At 35.0% G+C, this 18,910-nt stretch carries 19 protein-coding genes and 4 tRNA genes; 22 read left to right on the top strand and 1 reads right to left on the bottom strand.

Annotated features, from left to right (window positions below):
* The first annotated feature begins 2 nt into the window (after positions 1 to 2).
* The 5 genes from IR213_RS05840 to IR213_RS05820 all read left to right on the top strand — a co-directional run bounded on the left by IR213_RS05840 (position 3) and on the right by IR213_RS05820 (position 4,180).
* A complete protein-coding gene (locus IR213_RS05840) occupies positions 3 to 1,364 on the top strand; it encodes a pyridoxal-phosphate dependent enzyme (protein ID WP_194311370.1) in 1,362 nt (453 codons plus the stop codon).
* A 191-nt stretch (positions 1,365 to 1,555) separates the two neighbouring features.
* Positions 1,556 to 1,954, top strand: a complete 399-nt coding sequence (locus IR213_RS05835) for a hypothetical protein (RefSeq protein ID WP_194311369.1) — start codon at positions 1,556 to 1,558, stop codon at positions 1,952 to 1,954.
* 146 nt (positions 1,955 to 2,100) lie between these two features.
* On the top strand, positions 2,101 to 2,583 hold the full coding sequence (locus tag IR213_RS05830; RefSeq protein ID WP_228479100.1) for a 3'-5' exonuclease: 483 nt from the start codon (positions 2,101 to 2,103) through the stop codon (positions 2,581 to 2,583).
* A 54-nt stretch (positions 2,584 to 2,637) separates the two neighbouring features.
* Entirely contained in the window at positions 2,638 to 3,909 is a 1,272-nt protein-coding gene (locus IR213_RS05825; RefSeq protein ID WP_194311368.1) for a DUF2851 family protein, read from the top strand.
* 43 nt (positions 3,910 to 3,952) lie between these two features.
* Positions 3,953 to 4,180 (top strand): PspC domain-containing protein, encoded by a 228-nt coding sequence (locus tag IR213_RS05820; protein WP_194311367.1) that lies wholly within the window; start codon positions 3,953 to 3,955, stop codon positions 4,178 to 4,180.
* Between the two features lie 73 nt (positions 4,181 to 4,253).
* Here IR213_RS05820 and IR213_RS05815 read toward each other — a convergent pair whose 3' ends face one another.
* Positions 4,254 to 5,744, bottom strand: a complete 1,491-nt coding sequence (locus IR213_RS05815) for an amino acid permease (RefSeq protein WP_194311366.1) — start codon at positions 5,742 to 5,744, stop codon at positions 4,254 to 4,256.
* A 197-nt stretch (positions 5,745 to 5,941) separates the two neighbouring features.
* Between IR213_RS05815 and IR213_RS05810 the strand changes: the two genes are divergently transcribed.
* From IR213_RS05810 to rpoB, 17 genes are all read left to right on the top strand, one after another.
* Positions 5,942 to 6,826, top strand: coding sequence for a ComEA family DNA-binding protein (locus tag IR213_RS05810; protein WP_194311365.1), 885 nt, complete (start codon positions 5,942 to 5,944; stop codon positions 6,824 to 6,826).
* Positions 6,827 to 6,842: 16 nt separating this feature from the next.
* Complete coding sequence (locus IR213_RS05805) at positions 6,843 to 7,985, top strand: acyl-CoA dehydrogenase family protein (RefSeq protein ID WP_194311364.1); 1,143 nt, start codon at positions 6,843 to 6,845, stop codon at positions 7,983 to 7,985.
* A 249-nt stretch (positions 7,986 to 8,234) separates the two neighbouring features.
* The gene (gene rpsU, locus IR213_RS05800) at positions 8,235 to 8,432 is read left to right on the top strand and encodes a 30S ribosomal protein S21 (protein WP_073370216.1); all 198 of its coding nucleotides are present in this window, start codon (positions 8,235 to 8,237) and stop codon (positions 8,430 to 8,432) included.
* A 69-nt stretch (positions 8,433 to 8,501) separates the two neighbouring features.
* Complete coding sequence (locus tag IR213_RS05795) at positions 8,502 to 9,398, top strand: tyrosine-type recombinase/integrase (RefSeq protein ID WP_194311363.1); 897 nt, start codon at positions 8,502 to 8,504, stop codon at positions 9,396 to 9,398.
* Positions 9,399 to 9,432: 34 nt separating this feature from the next.
* A complete protein-coding gene (gene hpf / locus IR213_RS05790; RefSeq protein ID WP_194311362.1) occupies positions 9,433 to 9,735 on the top strand; it encodes a ribosome hibernation-promoting factor, HPF/YfiA family in 303 nt (100 codons plus the stop codon).
* A gap of 91 nt (positions 9,736 to 9,826) precedes the next feature.
* A tRNA-Thr gene (locus IR213_RS05785) sits at positions 9,827 to 9,900 on the top strand.
* A 55-nt stretch (positions 9,901 to 9,955) separates the two neighbouring features.
* Positions 9,956 to 10,036: transfer RNA gene (locus IR213_RS05780), tRNA-Tyr, on the top strand.
* A gap of 184 nt (positions 10,037 to 10,220) precedes the next feature.
* A tRNA-Thr gene (locus IR213_RS05775) sits at positions 10,221 to 10,292 on the top strand.
* A gap of 54 nt (positions 10,293 to 10,346) precedes the next feature.
* Positions 10,347 to 11,531 (top strand): elongation factor Tu, encoded by a 1,185-nt coding sequence (gene tuf, locus IR213_RS05770; protein WP_194311361.1) that lies wholly within the window; start codon positions 10,347 to 10,349, stop codon positions 11,529 to 11,531.
* A gap of 60 nt (positions 11,532 to 11,591) precedes the next feature.
* Positions 11,592 to 11,665: transfer RNA gene (locus tag IR213_RS05765), tRNA-Trp, on the top strand.
* A 15-nt stretch (positions 11,666 to 11,680) separates the two neighbouring features.
* Entirely contained in the window at positions 11,681 to 11,878 is a 198-nt protein-coding gene (gene secE / locus IR213_RS05760; RefSeq protein WP_194311360.1) for a preprotein translocase subunit SecE, read from the top strand.
* 9 nt (positions 11,879 to 11,887) lie between these two features.
* The gene (gene nusG / locus IR213_RS05755) at positions 11,888 to 12,439 is read left to right on the top strand and encodes a transcription termination/antitermination protein NusG (RefSeq protein ID WP_194311359.1); all 552 of its coding nucleotides are present in this window, start codon (positions 11,888 to 11,890) and stop codon (positions 12,437 to 12,439) included.
* Between the two features lie 65 nt (positions 12,440 to 12,504).
* Entirely contained in the window at positions 12,505 to 12,951 is a 447-nt protein-coding gene (gene rplK / locus IR213_RS05750) for a 50S ribosomal protein L11 (protein WP_143389575.1), read from the top strand.
* 3 nt (positions 12,952 to 12,954) lie between these two features.
* On the top strand, positions 12,955 to 13,644 hold the full coding sequence (gene rplA, locus IR213_RS05745) for a 50S ribosomal protein L1 (RefSeq protein ID WP_194311358.1): 690 nt from the start codon (positions 12,955 to 12,957) through the stop codon (positions 13,642 to 13,644).
* A gap of 22 nt (positions 13,645 to 13,666) precedes the next feature.
* Entirely contained in the window at positions 13,667 to 14,164 is a 498-nt protein-coding gene (gene rplJ, locus IR213_RS05740; RefSeq protein ID WP_194311357.1) for a 50S ribosomal protein L10, read from the top strand.
* Positions 14,165 to 14,254: 90 nt separating this feature from the next.
* Positions 14,255 to 14,623, top strand: a complete 369-nt coding sequence (gene rplL / locus IR213_RS05735; protein ID WP_143389578.1) for a 50S ribosomal protein L7/L12 — start codon at positions 14,255 to 14,257, stop codon at positions 14,621 to 14,623.
* 268 nt (positions 14,624 to 14,891) lie between these two features.
* The gene (rpoB, locus tag IR213_RS05730) at positions 14,892 to 18,704 is read left to right on the top strand and encodes a DNA-directed RNA polymerase subunit beta (RefSeq protein ID WP_194311356.1); all 3,813 of its coding nucleotides are present in this window, start codon (positions 14,892 to 14,894) and stop codon (positions 18,702 to 18,704) included.
* The last annotated feature ends 206 nt before the right edge of the window (positions 18,705 to 18,910 follow it).

Genomic DNA, 18,910 nt, shown 5'->3' with positions numbered 1-18,910 from the left:
AAATGCAATATTCAGAAAATATATTAGGAACAATAGGAGGAACGCCTTTAGTAAAGCTAAATAAAGTGGTAGCTGGTGTTGATGCTTTGGTTCTAGCCAAAGTAGAAACTTTCAATCCTGGAAATTCCGTAAAAGACCGAATGGCCGTAAAAATGATTGAAGATGCTGAAGCTGACGGAAGATTGAAACCCGGCGGAACCATAATCGAAGGGACTTCAGGAAATACCGGAATGGGATTGGCATTAGTAGCCATCATCAAAGGGTACAAATTGATTTGCGTGATTTCAGATAAGCAGTCTAAAGAAAAAATGGATATTCTTCGCGCCGTGGGAGCAAAAGTAATTGTTTGTCCTACTGATGTAGAGCCAACAGATTCTCGTTCGTATTATTCAGTTTCCAAAAGATTAGCGGCTGAAACACCAAATTCCTGGTATGTAAACCAATACGATAACCTGTCCAATTCATTGGCACATTACGAACAAACCGGCCCCGAAATTTGGAAACAAACCGACGGGAAAATTACGCATTTCGTTTCGGGTGTGGGAACTGGCGGAACCATTTCCGGAGTTGGAAAATATCTAAAAGAACAAAATCCCAATATTAAAATTTGGGGAATTGATACTTATGGCTCGGTGTTTAAAAAATACCACGAAACAGGAATTTTCGACGAAAACGAAATTTATTCTTATATCACCGAAGGCATTGGCGAAGATATTTTGCCAAAGAATGTTGACTTTTCGCTAATCGATGGTTTTACAAAAGTAACTGACAAAGACGCTGCAGTTTATACTCGTAAAATTGCACTTGAAGAAGGAATATTTGTAGGTAATTCAGCTGGAGCAGCCATAAAAGGCTTGTTGCAGCTCAAGGAACATTTCAAGCCAGAAGATGTAGTTGTGGTATTATTTCACGATTCAGGAAGTCGTTATGTGGGCAAAATGTTTAATGACGAATGGATGCGGGAGCGTGGTTTTCTGGATGAGCAAATTACAAAAGCAGAAGATATCATTAAAGACAATCTTTCCAGACCATTAATTGTAGTGCGTACAGAAGAATTAGTTTCGCATGCTATTGAACGTATGCGCAAGCATAATATTTCGCAAATTCCGGTTATAGATATCACCGGATTCGTGGGTTCAGTAGATGAATCAGATTTGTTTCGTAGTTATGTGAATGATAAAAACTCCGTTGAAAAGCCCATTCGTGAAATTATGGGAAAATCGTATCCCATTGTAAAACTGGGAACTACAATAGAAGACGTTTCTAAATTGTTTTCCAGAGAAAACGAAGCGGTTTTGGTTGATTTAGAAAACGGGCATCATCAAATTATTACTAAATCGGATATTATTGGGTCTATAAAATAGAATTTATATTTTGTCTTCCCCGTTTATAAAGACTGAAAAAACAAAGGATATTTATCATATTCCTGCAAGGTTTTAAACCTTGCAGGTTTTTTTTGTTTATTTTATAAAAAAAATGCGCAAAATGTGGAAACCCGTAAAACAATAATTTTAGGCTTATTTATATTTGAAAAAAGAATAAAAAAATAATTCAAATGGAAATAGAGTCAGTTAAAAAAGGCATTTTGGAAATCCATAAAGTTTGGAATGTTTTAGGCAGCTGCCTAGATTGTTTTAAATATGGAGAAATTCATGAAAGTTATGTGGTTGAAATAATATCAGATTATTGTGTTAGCAAAGGCTATGAAGTAGAAGGGTTTCCTATACAAAAAAGAGAATTAGCCTTATTGAATGCTGACTTTAATGAAGATTATTTTTGCCATAATCGATATGTAAAATATCTGGATGTTTTAGCAACTCAATATGACGACGTTTTTGAATTAATGTATTTTTATTCATCTACTTTCTGGCCGGAACATTTTTATGATGAAAAAATATATAAAGAGAGATTGCTGGATTATATTAGTTGTGATGTTTATGAAATAACGTTTTGATTTTTATATGAAGGGAATTTTTTTTAGTTGCTTTTGGAAAGTAAAAGCCATTTTTTTTATAATTTATTCATAATAAATTATATTTGTGATTCGATGAAAATCGATAATCTGCAAAATAAAATTGTTAATCCTAAATCTAAATAAAATTGACTTTCACTGCTATAGATTTTGAAACTGCCTCAGGGTATCATCCTTGTTCTGTGGGTATTGTTACCGTTGAAAACGGCGTGATTATTGACGAATATGTTACTTTAATCAGACCGCCAAGAAATGAATATTCGCATTTTACAATAGCAGTTCATGGCATTTATCCTCGGGATACGGCTAACGCAAAAACCTTTGCGCAAGTTTACCCCGAAATTAAAAGACGTCTTCAAAACCGTGTGGTCGTAGCTCATAACGAAAGTTTTGATAGAAATGTACTAGCTAAATCAATGGCACTTTATGGCTTGGATTATGAGGAGCTCAATATTGGTTCACGTTGGGAATGCACCGTAAGAATTTACAAAGCCAAAGGATTAAAACCAACTAAGTTGAGTGATTGTTGCCGTGAAATGAAAATTGCCTTAAACCACCACGAAGCGTTGTCCGATGCTCGGGCTTGCGCCAAATTGTATTTGATGAGGTAAATGGATCATAGTTACAATTTTTACCACTTTAGTTTTTAATTTAAAATGTAATAAATGAAAGAAGACTTCCTTCACTATATTTGGAAATTTAAGAAATTTGATACTTTAAATTTGAAAACTTCCAATGGAGAGGAAATCACGATTGTCAATGTTGGACAATATTTAGAACTTGCCGGTCCCGATTTTTTTAATGCTCAAATTGTTATTGGTGACCAAAAATGGGCCGGAAATGTGGAGATTCATCTTAAATCTTCGGATTGGTATATGCATCATCACGAAAGAGATGCAGCTTATGAAAATGTAATTCTTCACGTAGTTTGGGAACACGATACCGAAATCTATAGAAGTAATAATACTGAAATTCCAGTTCTGGAACTTAAGAAACAGGTTGATTCAGTGACAATTGCTGATTATCTATCATTAATAACTCCAAAGTCTTGGATTTTTTGCGAAAAACAATTAAAAAACATTGATGATTTCACATTAAAAAACTGGCAGGAACGCTTGTTTTTTGAACGTTTGGAAAGGAAATCAAAACCCATTTACGAGTTATTACAACAAACTAATAACGATTGGGAAGCGGTGTTGTTTTGCCTTTTAGCCAAGAATTTTGGATTGAACACTAATGGTGAAATTTTTTTAAAAATCGCGCAATCCATTCCGTTTTCAATCATCAGAAAAGAAAGTTTCGAGATCGAAAACTTGGAAGCTTTACTCTTAGGAAATACTGGATTATTAGACTCAGTAAAGGAAGATATTTATTTCAAGGATTTAAAATTTAGGTATTTCTATTTGTTGCACAAATATCAATTAGAAAATAGAATTATTGAACCCGTTCAATTTTTCAAGCATCGGCCTGATAATTTTCCTACGATTAGATTATCACAATTGGCGAACTTATACTACAGTCAAAAAAACTTGTTTTCAAAAATCAGTACTTCAGGTCCAGTCCAGAATATTTATGAAGCTTTCGATGTTTCGGCATCGAATTATTGGCAAAACCATTATCAGTTTGACAAAGAGAGTCCAAAGAAAAAGAAGAAGCTTTCTAAATCATTCATCGATTTGATTATAATAAACACCATCATTCCGCTTCAGTTTGCCTATGCAAAAAGTCAGGGAAAGGAAATTTCAGAAGACTTGATTCAGCTTTTAAATGAAGTCGCGCCGGAGAAAAATGCTATTATGGACAAATTCAGTTCTTTTGGAATCAAATCCAAAAATGCTTTTGAAACTCAATCCTTATTGCAACTCAAAAATGAATATTGCAATAAAAGCCGTTGCTTAGAATGCGGCATAGGAATGGAACTGTTGAAAAAAAGTTAATTTCATAATTAGAAAATTTTGTAATTTTACCCAAAAACCAAAAATGAGAGCGGTACTACAATTAAAATATTTTTTTGAAAAAAACGGTTTTCACGTTTCATCTCGCCTTGCTGACAAGTTGGGAATGCGGGTTTCAGATGTGAGATTGTTCTTTATTTACATCTCATTTGTTACTGCAGGTCTGTGGTTTGGCGTTTATTTAACATTGGCTTTCTGGATTCGACTAAAAGATTTAGTTAGAGCCAAACGTACTTCGGTTTTTGATTTGTAGCAAACATTAATAAATAAAAAAGGGATTATAAAGTAGCGTTACTTAATAATCCCTTTTTTAATGTGCTATAAAATTATTTTTTTGGATTGTTCAATACACTATTTTTCTTACTGTAAGTAAAATAGATTACAATACCAATTGCCATCCAAAGGAATAAACGTAACCAGTTTGGCCATCCTAAACCATACATCATGGAAAGACAAACTAAAACACCCAATATTGGAACAAAAGGAACCCAAGGTGTTCTGAATTCTCTTTTCATATCCGGTTCTGTTTTTCTTAAAATAATAACCGAAATACAGACTAAAACAAAAGCAAACAATGTCCCAATACTGGTCATATCACCTACGATATCGCCGGGAACAAATGCAGCAAATGCTCCAACAATAATTAAAATAGCAAAGTTTGCCTTGTAAGGGGTCTTGAATTTTGAATGTAAATCACTAAATATTTTAGGCAATAATCCGTCTTTACCCATAGCATAAAACACTCTGGATTGTCCTAATAACATCACCAATATTACTGAGGTAAATCCGAACAGAATAGCAACAGTGACCAATTGTCCCAGCCAGGTATAGCTAATCATATATTTATTTATGGCAAATGCAACTGAAGCCTCTTTTCCTCCGGTTCTAAAATCTTCAACAGTGGCAACACCAGTCAATACGTGAGCAAAAAGAATATACAATATGGTGCAAACTGCTAATGAACCCAAGATTCCTATTGGCATCGCCTTTTTTGGGTTTTTTGTTTCTTGCGCTGCGGTACTCACAGCGTCAAACCCGATAAAAGCAAAAAATACAGTTCCTGCTGCTCCCAAAATACCCATAATACCACCATAACTATGGTCAATGCCGTGTTCGTCAGTGAATACAGAGGCTGCAGGAATATAAGGTGTATGGTTTGCAGGATTAATAAAATGCCAGCCAATTGCAATAATTAATATTACAATAGTAACTTTTACAATTACAATGATGCCATTAACAAAAGCCGATTCTTGAATTCCTTTTATTAATAGCAAGGTAATTAATCCAACAATAAATAGAGCCGGTAAATTAATTATTCCGTGATGAGTCACTTGAGTTACTGGGTCAACCATTTTTTGAAAAGGTGAATGCGAAAACTCAAAAGGTATTGGGCTAATATGAAGGACATTAACCAAAAAGTTATTGAGATATTCACTCCATGCAATCCCAACAGTGGCAGCTCCTACAGCATATTCAAGAATTAAATCCCAGCCAATAATCCAAGCTAAAAATTCCCCCATTGTAGCATACGTATAAGTATAAGCGCTTCCTGAAATAGGAATGGATGATGAAAGTTCAGCATAACATAAACCTGCCAAAGCACAGCCAATGGCAGCAACTATAAAAGCAATTGTTACGGATGGACCGGCATTTTGTGAAGCTGCCATTGCAGTTCTTACAAACAAACCAGCTCCAATAATAGCGCCAATTCCCAATGCGATTAATGACCAGGCAGTCAGCGTTCTTTTTAATCCTTTTTCAGAATCCGCGGCTTCAGCCAAAAGTTGGGCTAATGGTTTTCTTCTCCAAATAGACATATATTTATGGTTTATTGTTATTAGGTTTCAAATATATTGTTTTTTTAATGTTGAAGCGATATAGAAATCTTTATTTTTTTAAAATTATCTTTTTTTATTTTGGATATTTTTTTAGAATTAATTACTTATTTATAAAATTTTTCTTATTTTTAAAATTCAAAATTCAATTCGGATAGAGTTGATTTAATCCCAAGTAAATGACTTTCAAAACAATAAAATCCTTTTTTAAGTTTTCCCGAGGTCAGCGATTCGGTATTTTTTTATTGTTTTCGATAATTATTGTTTTGCAGTTGGCTTATTTTTTTGTGGATTTTAGTTCTTTGTCTATAACTTCTCCTGAGAAAGAAAAATGGCTTTCGCTGCAAACGGAAATCGATTCGATGAAACAGCAAAAAAGAGATTATGTTCCAAAGATTTATCCTTTCAATCCCAATTTCATTTCGGATTATAAAGGCTATAAACTCGGAATGTCTGTTGCTGAAATCGATAGATTGCTTGCTTTTAGAAAAGAAAATAAATATGTGAACTCGCCAAAAGAGTTTCAGGTCGTGACAAAAGTTTCGGATTCCTTGTTGAATGCTATTTCGCCCTATTTTAAATTCCCGGATTGGGTAAATAACAAAAAGGAATTCAAAGACTATAAAAAATATTCCAATACGGCTTTCGCCAAAAAAGAAAAAATTGTCATAATCGATATTAATCAGGCCTCGCAGGAAGATTTAATTAAGATATATGGAATAGGCGAGGCGATTTCGGTTCGGATTTTAAAATTCAAAGAAAGCCTTGGAAGTTTTGTTTCAATGGAACAAATGAAAGATGTTTGGGGACTTTCGGACGAAGTTATTGAGAATTTGAATATACATTTCAAAGTTTTGGCGCTGCCAAAACTTAAAAAAATTGACATTAATAATGCTTCCATAAAAGAACTTTCACAGTTTCCATATTTTAAGTATCCGCTTTCCAAAAATATAGTTACGTACAGAAGTATGAATGGAGATATCAAAAATATTGATGATTTAACAAAAATTAAAGGATTGTCTATTGATAAGGCAAATATTATAGCCTTATATTTGGACTTTTAAATTATACACTATTAAAATGAACTTCGATTACAGCGAAACGCAATCTATGATTGCACAATCTATAAAAGATTTTGCCGAAAAAAACATTAGACCTTATATAATGGAGTGGGATGAGGCCCAGACTTTTCCAATTCCATTGTTCAAAAAATTAGGAGAAATGGGGTTTATGGGCGTTTTAGTCCCGGAAGAACTCGGCGGTTCAGGGTTAGGATATCACGAATACATTACGGTTATAGAAGAAATTTCTAAAGTGGATCCTTCTATAGGATTGTCTGTTGCAGCGCATAATTCATTATGTACCAATCATATTTTGAGTTTTGGAAGCGATGAGCAAAAGAAAAAGTGGATTCCAAAACTAGCTACAGGCGGACATATTGGAGCTTGGGGATTAACGGAGCACAGTACAGGTTCTGATGCAGGTGGAATGAATACTACTGCCGTAAAAGACGGTGATTATTGGATTGTAAACGGTTCCAAAAATTTTATTACGCACGGAATTTCAGGAGATATTGCAGTGGTGATTGTTCGCACTGGACAAAAAGGAGATTCTAGAGGAATGACTGCTTTTGTTTTCGAAAAAGGAATGCCCGGATTTACTTCAGGAAAAAAAGCTAATAAATTGGGAATGCGTGCCAGCGAAACAGCCGAATTGTTCTTTGATAATTGCCGAATTCCAGATGCCAATAGATTAGGCGAAGTAGGTGAAGGTTTTATTCAATCTATGAAAATTTTGGACGGAGGAAGAATTTCCATTGGAGCTTTATCATTAGGAATTGCAAAAGGTGCTTATGAAGCCTCCTTAAAATATTCGAAAGAGAGACATCAGTTTGGAAAAGCAATAAGCGAATTTCAAGCAATAGCTTTTAAATTGGCCGATATGGCTACTGAAATAGAAGCTTCGGAATTGTTATTGCACAAAGCCGCTTTCTTGAAAAATAAAAATCGAAATATGACAACCCTTGGCGCAATGAGTAAAATGTATGCTTCAGAAGTTTGCGTAAAAGTGTCTACAGAAGCCATTCAAATTCACGGCGGCTATGGTTATACCAAAGATTATCCCGTAGAGAAATTCTTCAGAGATTCAAAACTATGTACCATTGGTGAAGGGACTACTGAGATTCAGAAACTGGTGATTTCGAGGAATATTTTGAAGGCATAGATTTTTCACGAGACAATATGATAATAGACAGATAGATAAAAGATTAAAAGCCAAGAAGCAAAGACCCGAGGCAAAGCTAAACGGAGCGAACCTAAATACTTACTTTACTTTTTTTGATTAATTCATTTTTTTTAGTCTGTTATCTATCTGACTATTATCTTTAATCTCAAAAAATAATTCATAATTTATAATTCATAATTCAAAAATTTGATTACTTTTGCAGCCTTAACGAGAGGAGGTGTCTATATTATGTTAATTATACCAATTAAAGACGGAGAAAATATCGATAGAGCATTAAAGCGCTATAAAAGAAAATTTGACAAAACAGGAACTGTTCGTCAACTAAGAGCACGTACTGCTTTTATAAAACCATCAGTTACCAACAGAGCAAAAATTCAAAAAGCTGCTTATATCCAGAATATGAGAGACAACATAGAGAATAGTTAATTATTTTCTATCAAAATAAAGTGCCGTTAGTCATTAAAGTTTAATACCTTTGATACTAACGGTTTTTTTATGACTAATAATAAGGACGCATTTAAAGATTATCTGCAATTGGAGAAAAAATATTCTCCACATACCGTTAATGCCTATTTGAATGATATAGAGTTTTTTGAATCATTCAATAAAAACCAATTTAATGAAGAAAATATTGAGCAGGTAAACTACAGCCAAATCAGAAGCTGGATTGTTTCGCTTGTCGATGATACTATTTCGAATGTTTCTGTCAACAGAAAGATTTCCTCGTTAAAAGCTTTTTATAAATTCCTGTTAAAAACAAAACAGATAGAAGTTAGTCCGCTTTTGAAACACAAAGCGTTAAAAACTCCCAAAACACTTCAAATTCCTTTTTCGGAGAATGAAGTTGCCGAAGTGTTAAATCAAATTCCGAATCCAATAGGTTTTGAAGAAATAAGAGATAAACTCATCATCGATTTGTTTTACACCACGGGAATTCGAAGAACAGAATTAATTCATCTGAAAATGAACAATGTAAATGTATCTAATAATACGATAAAGGTTCTTGGCAAAAGGAATAAAGAACGTATAATTCCAATATTGTCAATTGTATCCCGACAATTAATTTTGTATTTAAACGAAAGATCACATTTAGAGAAGGTTACGGATAAAGACTATTTTTTTCTCACTAAAAAAGGGTTAAAGTTGAATGATTCGTTTGTGTATCGATTAATAAATTTGTACTTTAGTACTGTCTCCGCGAAAGTAAAGAAAAGTCCGCACATATTAAGGCATACATTTGCGACCCACCTATTAAACAACGGAGCCGATTTAAATTCAGTAAAAGAATTATTGGGACATTCAAGTTTAGCATCGACACAAGTCTATACTCATAGTAGTTTATCAGAACTCAAAAAAGTTTATGAAAATGCTCATCCAAGAAATCAAAAATAATTCTAAAATTTTTAACCCCTAATAAATATTGATTATGAAGGTAGATGTTCATGCAGTTAACTTTACTGTTGACAAAAAGTTAGTGGATTTTGTCCAAGAAAGAATGGTCAGATTAGAAAAGTATTACGACAAAGTAGTATCATCTGACGTTTATTTAAAAGTCGAAAAAACAAGTGACAAAGAAAACAAAATCGTGGAGATGAAAATTATTGTTCCCGGGGACGATTTTTTAGTAAAAAAACAATGTAAAACTTTTGAAGAAGCAGTGGACCTTGCAGCAGAATCTATAGAGCGATTATTGGTAAAAAGGAAAGAAAAAATCAATACTCATATTTAATCTAAATTTTTTATAAAATTGTTTTGATTAAAAAACAAAAAGATATACATTTGCAGTCCGTTAGAAATAGCGGACTTTTTTTATTGATATTGCCAGCGTAGCTCAGTTGGCTAGAGCAGCTGATTTGTAATCAGCAGGTCGTGGGTTCGAGTCCCTCCGCCGGCTCTTTTTTTTCCAATGCGATTTGGAAATTGTTCTTGTATTATATTGATAAAAAAATGGGGAGATACTCAAGCGGCCAACGAGGGCAGACTGTAAATCTGCTGTGTGAACTTCGCAGGTTCGAATCCTGCTCTCCCCACATAAATTTTGATTTAGAAAACTTTTGAAAGTGAACTTTTAAAAAGTTTGAGTAAGCAAGATTTTAGTAAAGGCTTGCCTTTGCGGATCGCCGAGCGAAAGCGAGGTAATCCTAATATAAGAATTTAAAAAATGAGTTTAGAATTTTCTAAATTTTAAAGCTAAATTCTTAATTCAAGGATTCTGCCGACTTAGCTCAGGGGTAGAGTGCTTCCTTGGTAAGGAAGAGGTCACGGGTTCAATTCCCGTAGTTGGCTCAACAAAGTATAATATTGAACACTAATAATAACTAAGATTAAAAATTAAGTAAAATGGCAAAAGAAACCTTTAACCGTAACAAACCCCATTTAAATATTGGGACTATCGGACACGTGGATCACGGAAAAACAACTTTAACTGCAGCAATAACTAAAGTGTTATCTGATGCTGGTTACTGTCAAGCAAAATCATTTGATCAAATTGATAATGCTCCAGAAGAAAAAGAAAGAGGTATTACAATTAATACATCTCACGTTGAATATGAAACTGCTAATCGTCACTACGCTCACGTTGACTGTCCAGGTCACGCGGATTACGTAAAAAACATGGTTACCGGTGCTGCTCAAATGGATGGTGCTATTCTTGTTGTAGCTGCTACAGACGGACCAATGCCACAAACACGTGAACACATCCTTTTAGGTCGCCAGGTAGGTATTCCTAGAATGGTAGTATTCATGAATAAAGTGGATATGGTTGATGATGAAGAGTTATTGGAGCTTGTTGAAATGGAAATTAGAGATTTATTGAATTTCTATGAATATGATGGAGACAACTGTCCTGTAATTCAAGGTTCAGCCTTGGGTGGATTAAATAACGACCCAGTTTGGACTCCAAAAATTTTAGAATTAATGGAAGCTTGTGATAGCTGGATTCAAGAGCCAGTTCGTGATATTGCAAAACCTTTCTTAATGCCGGTTGAAGACGTATTTACAATTACTGGTCGTGGAACTGTTGCTACAGGTCGTATCGAAACGGGTATTGCAAACACAGGAGATCCTGTTGAAATCATTGGTATGGGAGCTGAAAAATTAACTTCTACAGTTACTGGAGTTGAGATGTTCCGTAAAATCCTTGATAGAGGTGAAGCTGGTGATAACGTAGGTTTATTGTTGCGTGGTGTTGATAAAGCAGATATTAAAAGAGGAATGGTTATTATTAAACCAGGATCTGTAAAACCACACAATCACTTTAAAGCTGAGGTTTATATCTTGAAAAAAGAAGAAGGTGGTCGTCACACTCCGTTCCATAATAACTACCGTCCACAGTTTTACGTTCGTACAACAGACGTAACAGGAGTTATTACTTTGCCAGCAGGTGTAGAGATGGTAATGCCAGGGGATAACTTAACTATTGAGGTTGCTTTATTAAGCCCAATTGCTATGAATGTAGGTTTACGTTTTGCTATCCGTGAAGGTGGTAGAACTGTAGGTGCAGGTCAGGTAACTGAAATTCTATAGTATAATTTTATAATGTTTATAAAACCAGTAACACCCATAGGCGTTACTGGTTTTTAACGAACGGGCGTAGTTCAAGGGTAGAATAGCGGTCTCCAAAACCGTTGATGGGGGTTCGAATCCCTCCGCCCGTGCCATAAAAATAAATCATAATGACAAAAGTTGTTAATTACATATCGGAAGCATTTGAAGAATTAAGATCAAATGTGACTTGGCCAGAATGGTCTGAAGTGCAACGTCTGACGATTGTTGTTGCTGTTTTCTCCGTAATATTTGCTTTAGCAACTTGGGGAGTAGATGAGGTTTTCGCAAAAACATTGGCTGGTTTTTTTAATTGGTTAAAAGCATAATTTTTTGTTATGGCAGATAATAATATGAAAAAATGGTACGTCGTTCGAGCTGTAAGTGGGCAAGAAAATAAAGTGAAAGCATACATCGAAACTGAAATTGCAAGATTAGGAATGGGTGATTATGTATCACAAGTTTTGGTTCCGACTGAAAAAATAGTTACGGTTAAAGAGGGAAAAAAAATAATCAAGGATAAAGTTTATTTTCCGGGTTATGTAATGATTGAAGCCAACCTAATTGGAGAAATTCCTCATATTATTAAGTCTATAACAAGTGTAATTGGATTTTTAGGTGAGATAAAAGGTGGGGAGCCAGTGCCATTGCGACTTTCTGAAGTAAACAGAATGTTAGGTAAAGTTGATGAATTGGCTGTAAATACAGATACTCGTTCAATTCCATTCAATTTAGGAGAAACAATTAAGGTTATTGATGGCCCTTTTAACGGTTTCAATGGAACTGTTGAGAAAATCAATGAAGAAAAGCGTAAACTAGAAGTAATGGTTAAAATTTTCGGAAGAAAAACGCCATTAGAATTAGGGTTTATGCAAGTTGAAAAAGTATAATTTTGTTACATCTATAATAAACCACATTTTCGCTTCCAATGAGAATGTGTTAAATTTTTAAAAAAATGGCTAAAGAGATTAGTAAAGTAGTTAAACTACAAGTTAAGGGAGGTGCTGCGAATCCATCGCCACCGGTTGGACCTGCTTTAGGTGCTGCTGGTGTTAATATCATGGAGTTCTGTAAGCAATTTAATGCTAGAACCCAAGATAAACCAGGTAAAGTTTGCCCAGTGCAAATTACAGTGTATAAAGACAAATCTTTCGATTTTGTTGTAAAAACACCACCTGCTGCTGTTCAATTAATGGACGCGGCAAAGCTTAAATCTGGTTCAGGTGAACCAAATCGTAAGAAAGTAGCTAGCGTTACTTGGGATGTTATTAAAGCAATTGCGGAAGACAAGATGGTTGATTTAAATGCATTCACAATCGAGTCTGCTATGAGTATGATCGCAGGAACAGCTAGATCTATGGGAATAACTGTAACAGGAGATTCTCCTCTAAAACAAGCGTAAGACATGGCAAAATTGACAAAAAAGCAAAAAGAGGCTGCTTCAAAAATTGAAAAGAATAAACTATACTCTTTAAAAGATGCTGCGGCATTGATAAAAGAAATAGCTTCTGCTAAATTTGATGAGTCAGTTGATATCGCTGTAAGATTGGGTGTTGATCCAAGAAAAGCGAATCAAATGGTTAGAGGTGTGGTAGCATTACCTCACGGAACTGGTAAAGACGTAAAAGTATTGGCATTGGTTACTCCAGACAAAGAAGCGGAAGCTAAAGAGGCAGGAGCAGACTATGTAGGTCTTGACGAATATTTACAAAAAATTAAAGATGGTTGGACAGATGTTGATGTAATTATCACCATGCCAAGTGTTATGGGAAAATTGGGTCCATTAGGTCGTATTTTAGGGCCTAGAGGTTTAATGCCTAACCCTAAAACTGGTACTGTAACTATGGATGTTGCAAAAGCAGTTATAGAAGTTAAAGCTGGTAAAATAGACTTTAAAGTGGACAAAACGGGTATCATACATGCAGGTATTGGAAGAATCTCTTTCGATGCTGATAAAATTGTAGATAACGCTCATGAAATTATTCAAACATTAATCAAACTTAAACCAACTGCGGCTAAAGGAACTTACATCAAGAGTATTTACCTAACTAGCACTATGAGTCCTGCAATTGCATTGGATCCTAAAGCAGTATAATTGGTGGTTAAAAATTTTTAGTATGACTAGAGAAGAAAAATCAATCGCGATTGAAGATTTAACTGCACAGTTAGCTGGTACAAATATTATTTATGTATCTGATATTTCTGGACTAAACGCAGAGACAACTTCAAACTTGAGAAGAGCTTGCTATAAAGCAGGTATAAAATTAGAGGTAGTTAAAAACACTTTGCTTGCAAAAGCAATGGAGGCTTCTGCTAATGATTATGGCGATTTACCTTCTGTATTGACAGGTAATAGCGCTATTTTTATTGCAGATGTGGCTAACGCACCTGGTAAAATAATTAAAGATTTCCGCAAAAAGAATGCTAAGCCAATTTTAAAGGGGGCTTACATCAATGCAGAAGTTTACATTGGAGACGATCAATTAGATGCTTTGGCAACTATCAAATCGAAAGAAGAACTTATTGGCGAACTTATTGGATTACTTCAATCACCAGCCCAAAGGGTTATTTCTGCTCTTCAAAACCAATTCGCAAATATCGAAGAGGTTGCTTAATTAAACTAATAGTTAGTTTTAATTAAGTGCATTAAAACGCGCACAATAAATAAATTATATTTTACAAATCATTTTAAAACGATAGAAAAAATGGCAGATTTGAAACAATTCGCAGAACAATTAGTTAACCTAACAGTAAAAGAAGTTAACGAATTAGCAACAATATTAAAAGACGAATACGGTATCGAACCAGCTGCTGCAGCTGTAGTAGTTTCAGGTGGTGGCGAAGCTGCAGCTGAAGAAGTTCAAACTGAGTTTACAGTAGTGTTAAAAGAAGCAGGTCCTTCTAAATTAGCTGTTGTAAAAATGGTAAAAGAACTTACTGGTTTAGGTCTTAAAGAAGCTAAAGACGTAGTGGACAGCGCTCCAAGTAACGTTAAAGAGGGAGTTTCTAAAGATGAGGCTGAAGGTCTTAAAAAATCTTTAGAAGAAGCTGGAGCTGTTGTTGAATTAAAATAATTCATGCCGCTTTAGAAAATAGGTTTAGGTCTTGAAATACACTTTCAAAGACCTAAACCATTTTTCGTATAATAAAATAATATTGCGTTTTATTATAAAATAGTTTAAAATACATAAGTGTTTTTAAATCAATACGATGAAAGAAAATAAAATTACAGAGCTTGCTCTTACGTTATTTTTAAAGAGGTATTGATTAAAAAAGAAAGTATTGGTTAAACTGTGTTTTACACAAAAAATTACTTTTTTTTAATCAAAATTTTGTCCATTGATGATAACAAATCAGACTGAAAGATTGAATTTTGCCTCTACAAAAAATATCCCTGACTATCCGGATTTTCTAGATGTTCAGGTTAAATCGTTTAAAGATTTCTTCCAATTGGAAACCAAATCTGACGAAAGAGGCGACGAAGGTTTATACAACACCTTCATGGAAAACTTTCCAATTACAGATACAAGAAATAACTTTGTATTGGAATTTCTTGATTATTTTGTAGATCCACCGCGTTATACTATTCAAGAATGTATTGAAAGAGGGCTTACATACAGTGTGCCTTTAAAAGCAAGGTTAAAACTATATTGTACAGATCCAGAGCACGAAGATTTTGAAACAATTGTTCAAGATGTTTATCTTGGAACTATTCCTTATATGACTCCTTCTGGTACTTTTGTAATCAATGGCGCTGAACGTGTTGTTGTTTCTCAATTGCACCGTTCTCCAGGGGTTTTCTTTGGACAATCATTCCATGCAAATGGAACTAAATTATATTCTGCCAGAGTAATTCCTTTTAAGGGTTCTTGGATAGAATTTTCAACCGATATCAATAGCGTAATGTATGCTTATATCGACAGAAAGAAAAAATTACCTGTAACTACTTTATTCCGTGCCATAGGTTTCGAAAGAGACAAGGATATCCTTGAGATTTTTGACCTTGCTGAGGAAATTAAAGTTTCTAAAACAGGACTTAAAAAATATATAGGTAGAAAATTAGCTGCTCGTGTTCTTAATACATGGCATGAAGATTTCGTGGATGAAGATACCGGCGAAGTTGTTTCTATCGAACGTAACGAAATAATCCTTGACAGAGATACCATTATCGACAAAGATAATGTGGAAGAAATCATCGATTCTAACGTTAAATCTATTTTGTTGCACAAAGAAGATAATAATCAAGTTGATTATTCTATCATTCATAATACGTTGCAAAAAGATCCAACAAATTCTGAAAAAGAAGCCGTTGAGCACATCTACAGACAATTGCGTAACGCAGAACCGCCTGATGAAGAAACTGCTCGTGGTATTATAGATAAATTGTTTTTCTCTGATCAACGTTACAACTTGGGTGAAGTAGGTCGTTATAGAATTAACAAAAAACTAGGTCTTGATACTCCAATGGAAAAGCAAGTGCTTACCAAAGAAGATATTATTACCATAGTAAAATATTTGATCGAATTAATCAATGCGAAAGCTGATATTGATGATATCGATCACTTGTCAAACCGTCGTGTAAGAACCGTTGGAGAGCAATTGTCTCAACAATTTGGTGTAGGTTTGGCTCGTATGGCTAGAACAATTCGTGAGAGAATGAACGTTAGAGATAACGAGGTGTTTACACCTATTGATTTGATTAATGCCAAAACATTATCATCAGTAATCAACTCTTTCTTTGGTACAAACCAGTTATCTCAGTTTATGGATCAAACGAATCCACTAGCCGAGATTACGCACAAAAGAAGATTATCAGCACTTGGACCAGGTGGTCTTTCTCGTGAAAGGGCTGGTTTTGAGGTTCGTGACGTTCACTATACGCACTACGGACGTTTATGTCCAATTGAAACTCCAGAGGGACCAAATATTGGTTTGATTTCATCTCTTGGTGTTTATGCCAAAGTAAACGGAATGGGTTTCATCGAGACACCTTACCGTAAAGTAACCAATGGAGTTGTGGATTTAGTCTCCACTCCTGTTTACTTAAGTGCCGAGGAAGAAGAAGGTATGATGATTTCTCAGGCAAATATTGAAATGGATGCTACAGGAAAAATTCTAGCCGATAATGTAATTGCTCGTGAAGAGGGAGATTTCCCGGTGGTTGCTCCATCAAAAGTTGATTATGCCGATGTAGCTCCAAACCAAATTGCTTCGATTTCTGCTTCGTTAATTCCTTTCTTGGAACATGATGATGCGAATAGAGCCTTGATGGGATCTAACATGATGCGTCAGGCTGTACCATTGTTACGTCCTGAAGCACCGATTGTTGGAACAGGTTTAGAGCGTCAGGTAGCTTCAGATTCAAGAGTATTGATAAATGCTGAAGGTCCTGGAGTGGTTGAATATGTAGATGCCAATATCATCAGAATTAAATACGACCGTTCCGAGGAAGAAAGAATGGTAAGTTTTGAAGAAGATGAGAAAACATACAATCTGATTAAATTCAGAAAAACCAATCAAAGTACAAGTATCAACCTGAAACCTATCGTAAGAAAAGGAGACAGAGTGGCTCTTGGGCAAGTTTTATCAGAAGGATATGCTACCCAAAACGGTGAGTTAGCTTTAGGTCGTAACCTAAAAGTAGCTTTCATGCCATGGAAAGGGTACAACTTTGAGGATGCGATTGTAATTTCTGAAAAAGTGGTTCGTGACGATATTTTTACCTCTATTCACGTCGATGATTATTCATTGGAAGTTAGAGATACTAAATTAGGTAACGAAGAATTGACGAATGATATTCCAAACGTTTCTGAAGAAGCCACTAAAGATTTAGATGAAAATGGTATGATTAGAATTGGAGCAGAGGTTAAGCCTGGCGACATTCTTATCGGAAAAATTACTCCAAAAGGTGAATCAGATCCTACTCCAGAAGAGAAATTGCTTCGCGCAATCTTCGGGGATAAAGCAGGTGATGTGAAAGATGCTTCATTAAAAGCATCCCCATCTTTACACGGTGTGGTTTTAGATAAAAAATTGTTCGCAAGAGCAGTAAAAGACAAACGCAAACGTACTCAGGACAAAGATGCTTTGGCTGGATTGGAAATAGAATTCGAAACTAAATTTGTTGAATTAAAAGACAAATTGGTTGAGAAATTGTTCTTAATCGTAAACGGAAAAACCTCTCAGGGAGTAATGAATGATTTGGGTGAAGAAGTTTTACCAAAAGGTAAAAAATACACACAAAAAATGCTTTATGCAGTTGAAGATTTTGCTCACTTAAGCAAAGGACAATGGGTTGCTGACGAAACAACGAATACTATGGTGAATGATTTAATTCATAACTATAAAATTAAGTTGAACGATTTACAAGGAGCCTTACGTAGAGAGAAATTCACCATCACTGTTGGAGATGAATTGCCAGCAGGAATTTTGAAATTGGCTAAAGTATATGTTGCCAAAAAACGTAAACTGAAAGTTGGGGATAAAATGGCGGGACGTCACGGTAACAAAGGTATTGTTGCTCGTATTGTTCGTCATGAAGACATGCCTTTCCTTGAAGACGGAACACCAGTTGATATTGTGTTAAACCCTCTTGGGGTACCTTCACGTATGAACATTGGTCAAATTTATGAGACAGTTTTAGGTTGGGCTGGAATGAACTTGGGTAGAAAATTTGCTACTCCAATTTTTGACGGTGCTACTTTAGACCAAATCAACGAATTGACGGATGAAGCTGGAATTCCACGTTTCGGACACACGTATCTTTACGATGGAGGGACTGGAGAACGTTTCCATCAAGCAGCAACAGTTGGAGTAATCTATATGTTGAAACTGGGTCACATGGTTGACGATAAAATGCACGCACGTTCAATAGGACCATACTCATTGATTACGCAACAACCCTTGGGTGGTAAAGCTCAATTTGGAGGTCAGCGTTTTGGAGAGATGGAGGTTTGGGCACTTGAAGCTTATGGTGCATCAAGTACACTTCGTGAAATATTGACCGTGAAATCGGATGACGTTATTGGTAGAGCTAAAACTTACGAAGCAATCGTTAAGGGAGAGTCTATGCCAGAGCCAGGATTACCAGAATCATTCAATGTATTGATGCATGAATTGAAAGGTCTTGGACTTGACATTCGTTTAGAAGAATAAATAAATTTTAGTAATCAGTTCCGTCATTTTTCGGGACTGATTACTCATTTATAAGAGTTTTTAGGATTTAGACCCGTAACCCGTTCCGATTTTTTATATAAACTATATAATTAGCACTTCAAAAATTTTGTTTGAAGTTTAGAGAAGTAATCCGAGGAGTTAGAGACAAAGCATTGCTAAGTCCGTACAAAATCAATTTTTAATTG

The sequence above is a fragment of the Flavobacterium soyangense genome (assembly GCF_015277675.1).
In the GTDB taxonomy this organism is placed as follows: Bacteria; Bacteroidota; Bacteroidia; order Flavobacteriales; family Flavobacteriaceae; genus Flavobacterium; species Flavobacterium soyangense.
Note: the sequence above shows the minus strand (reverse complement) of the source record. Positions and strands in the feature narration are given on the sequence as shown.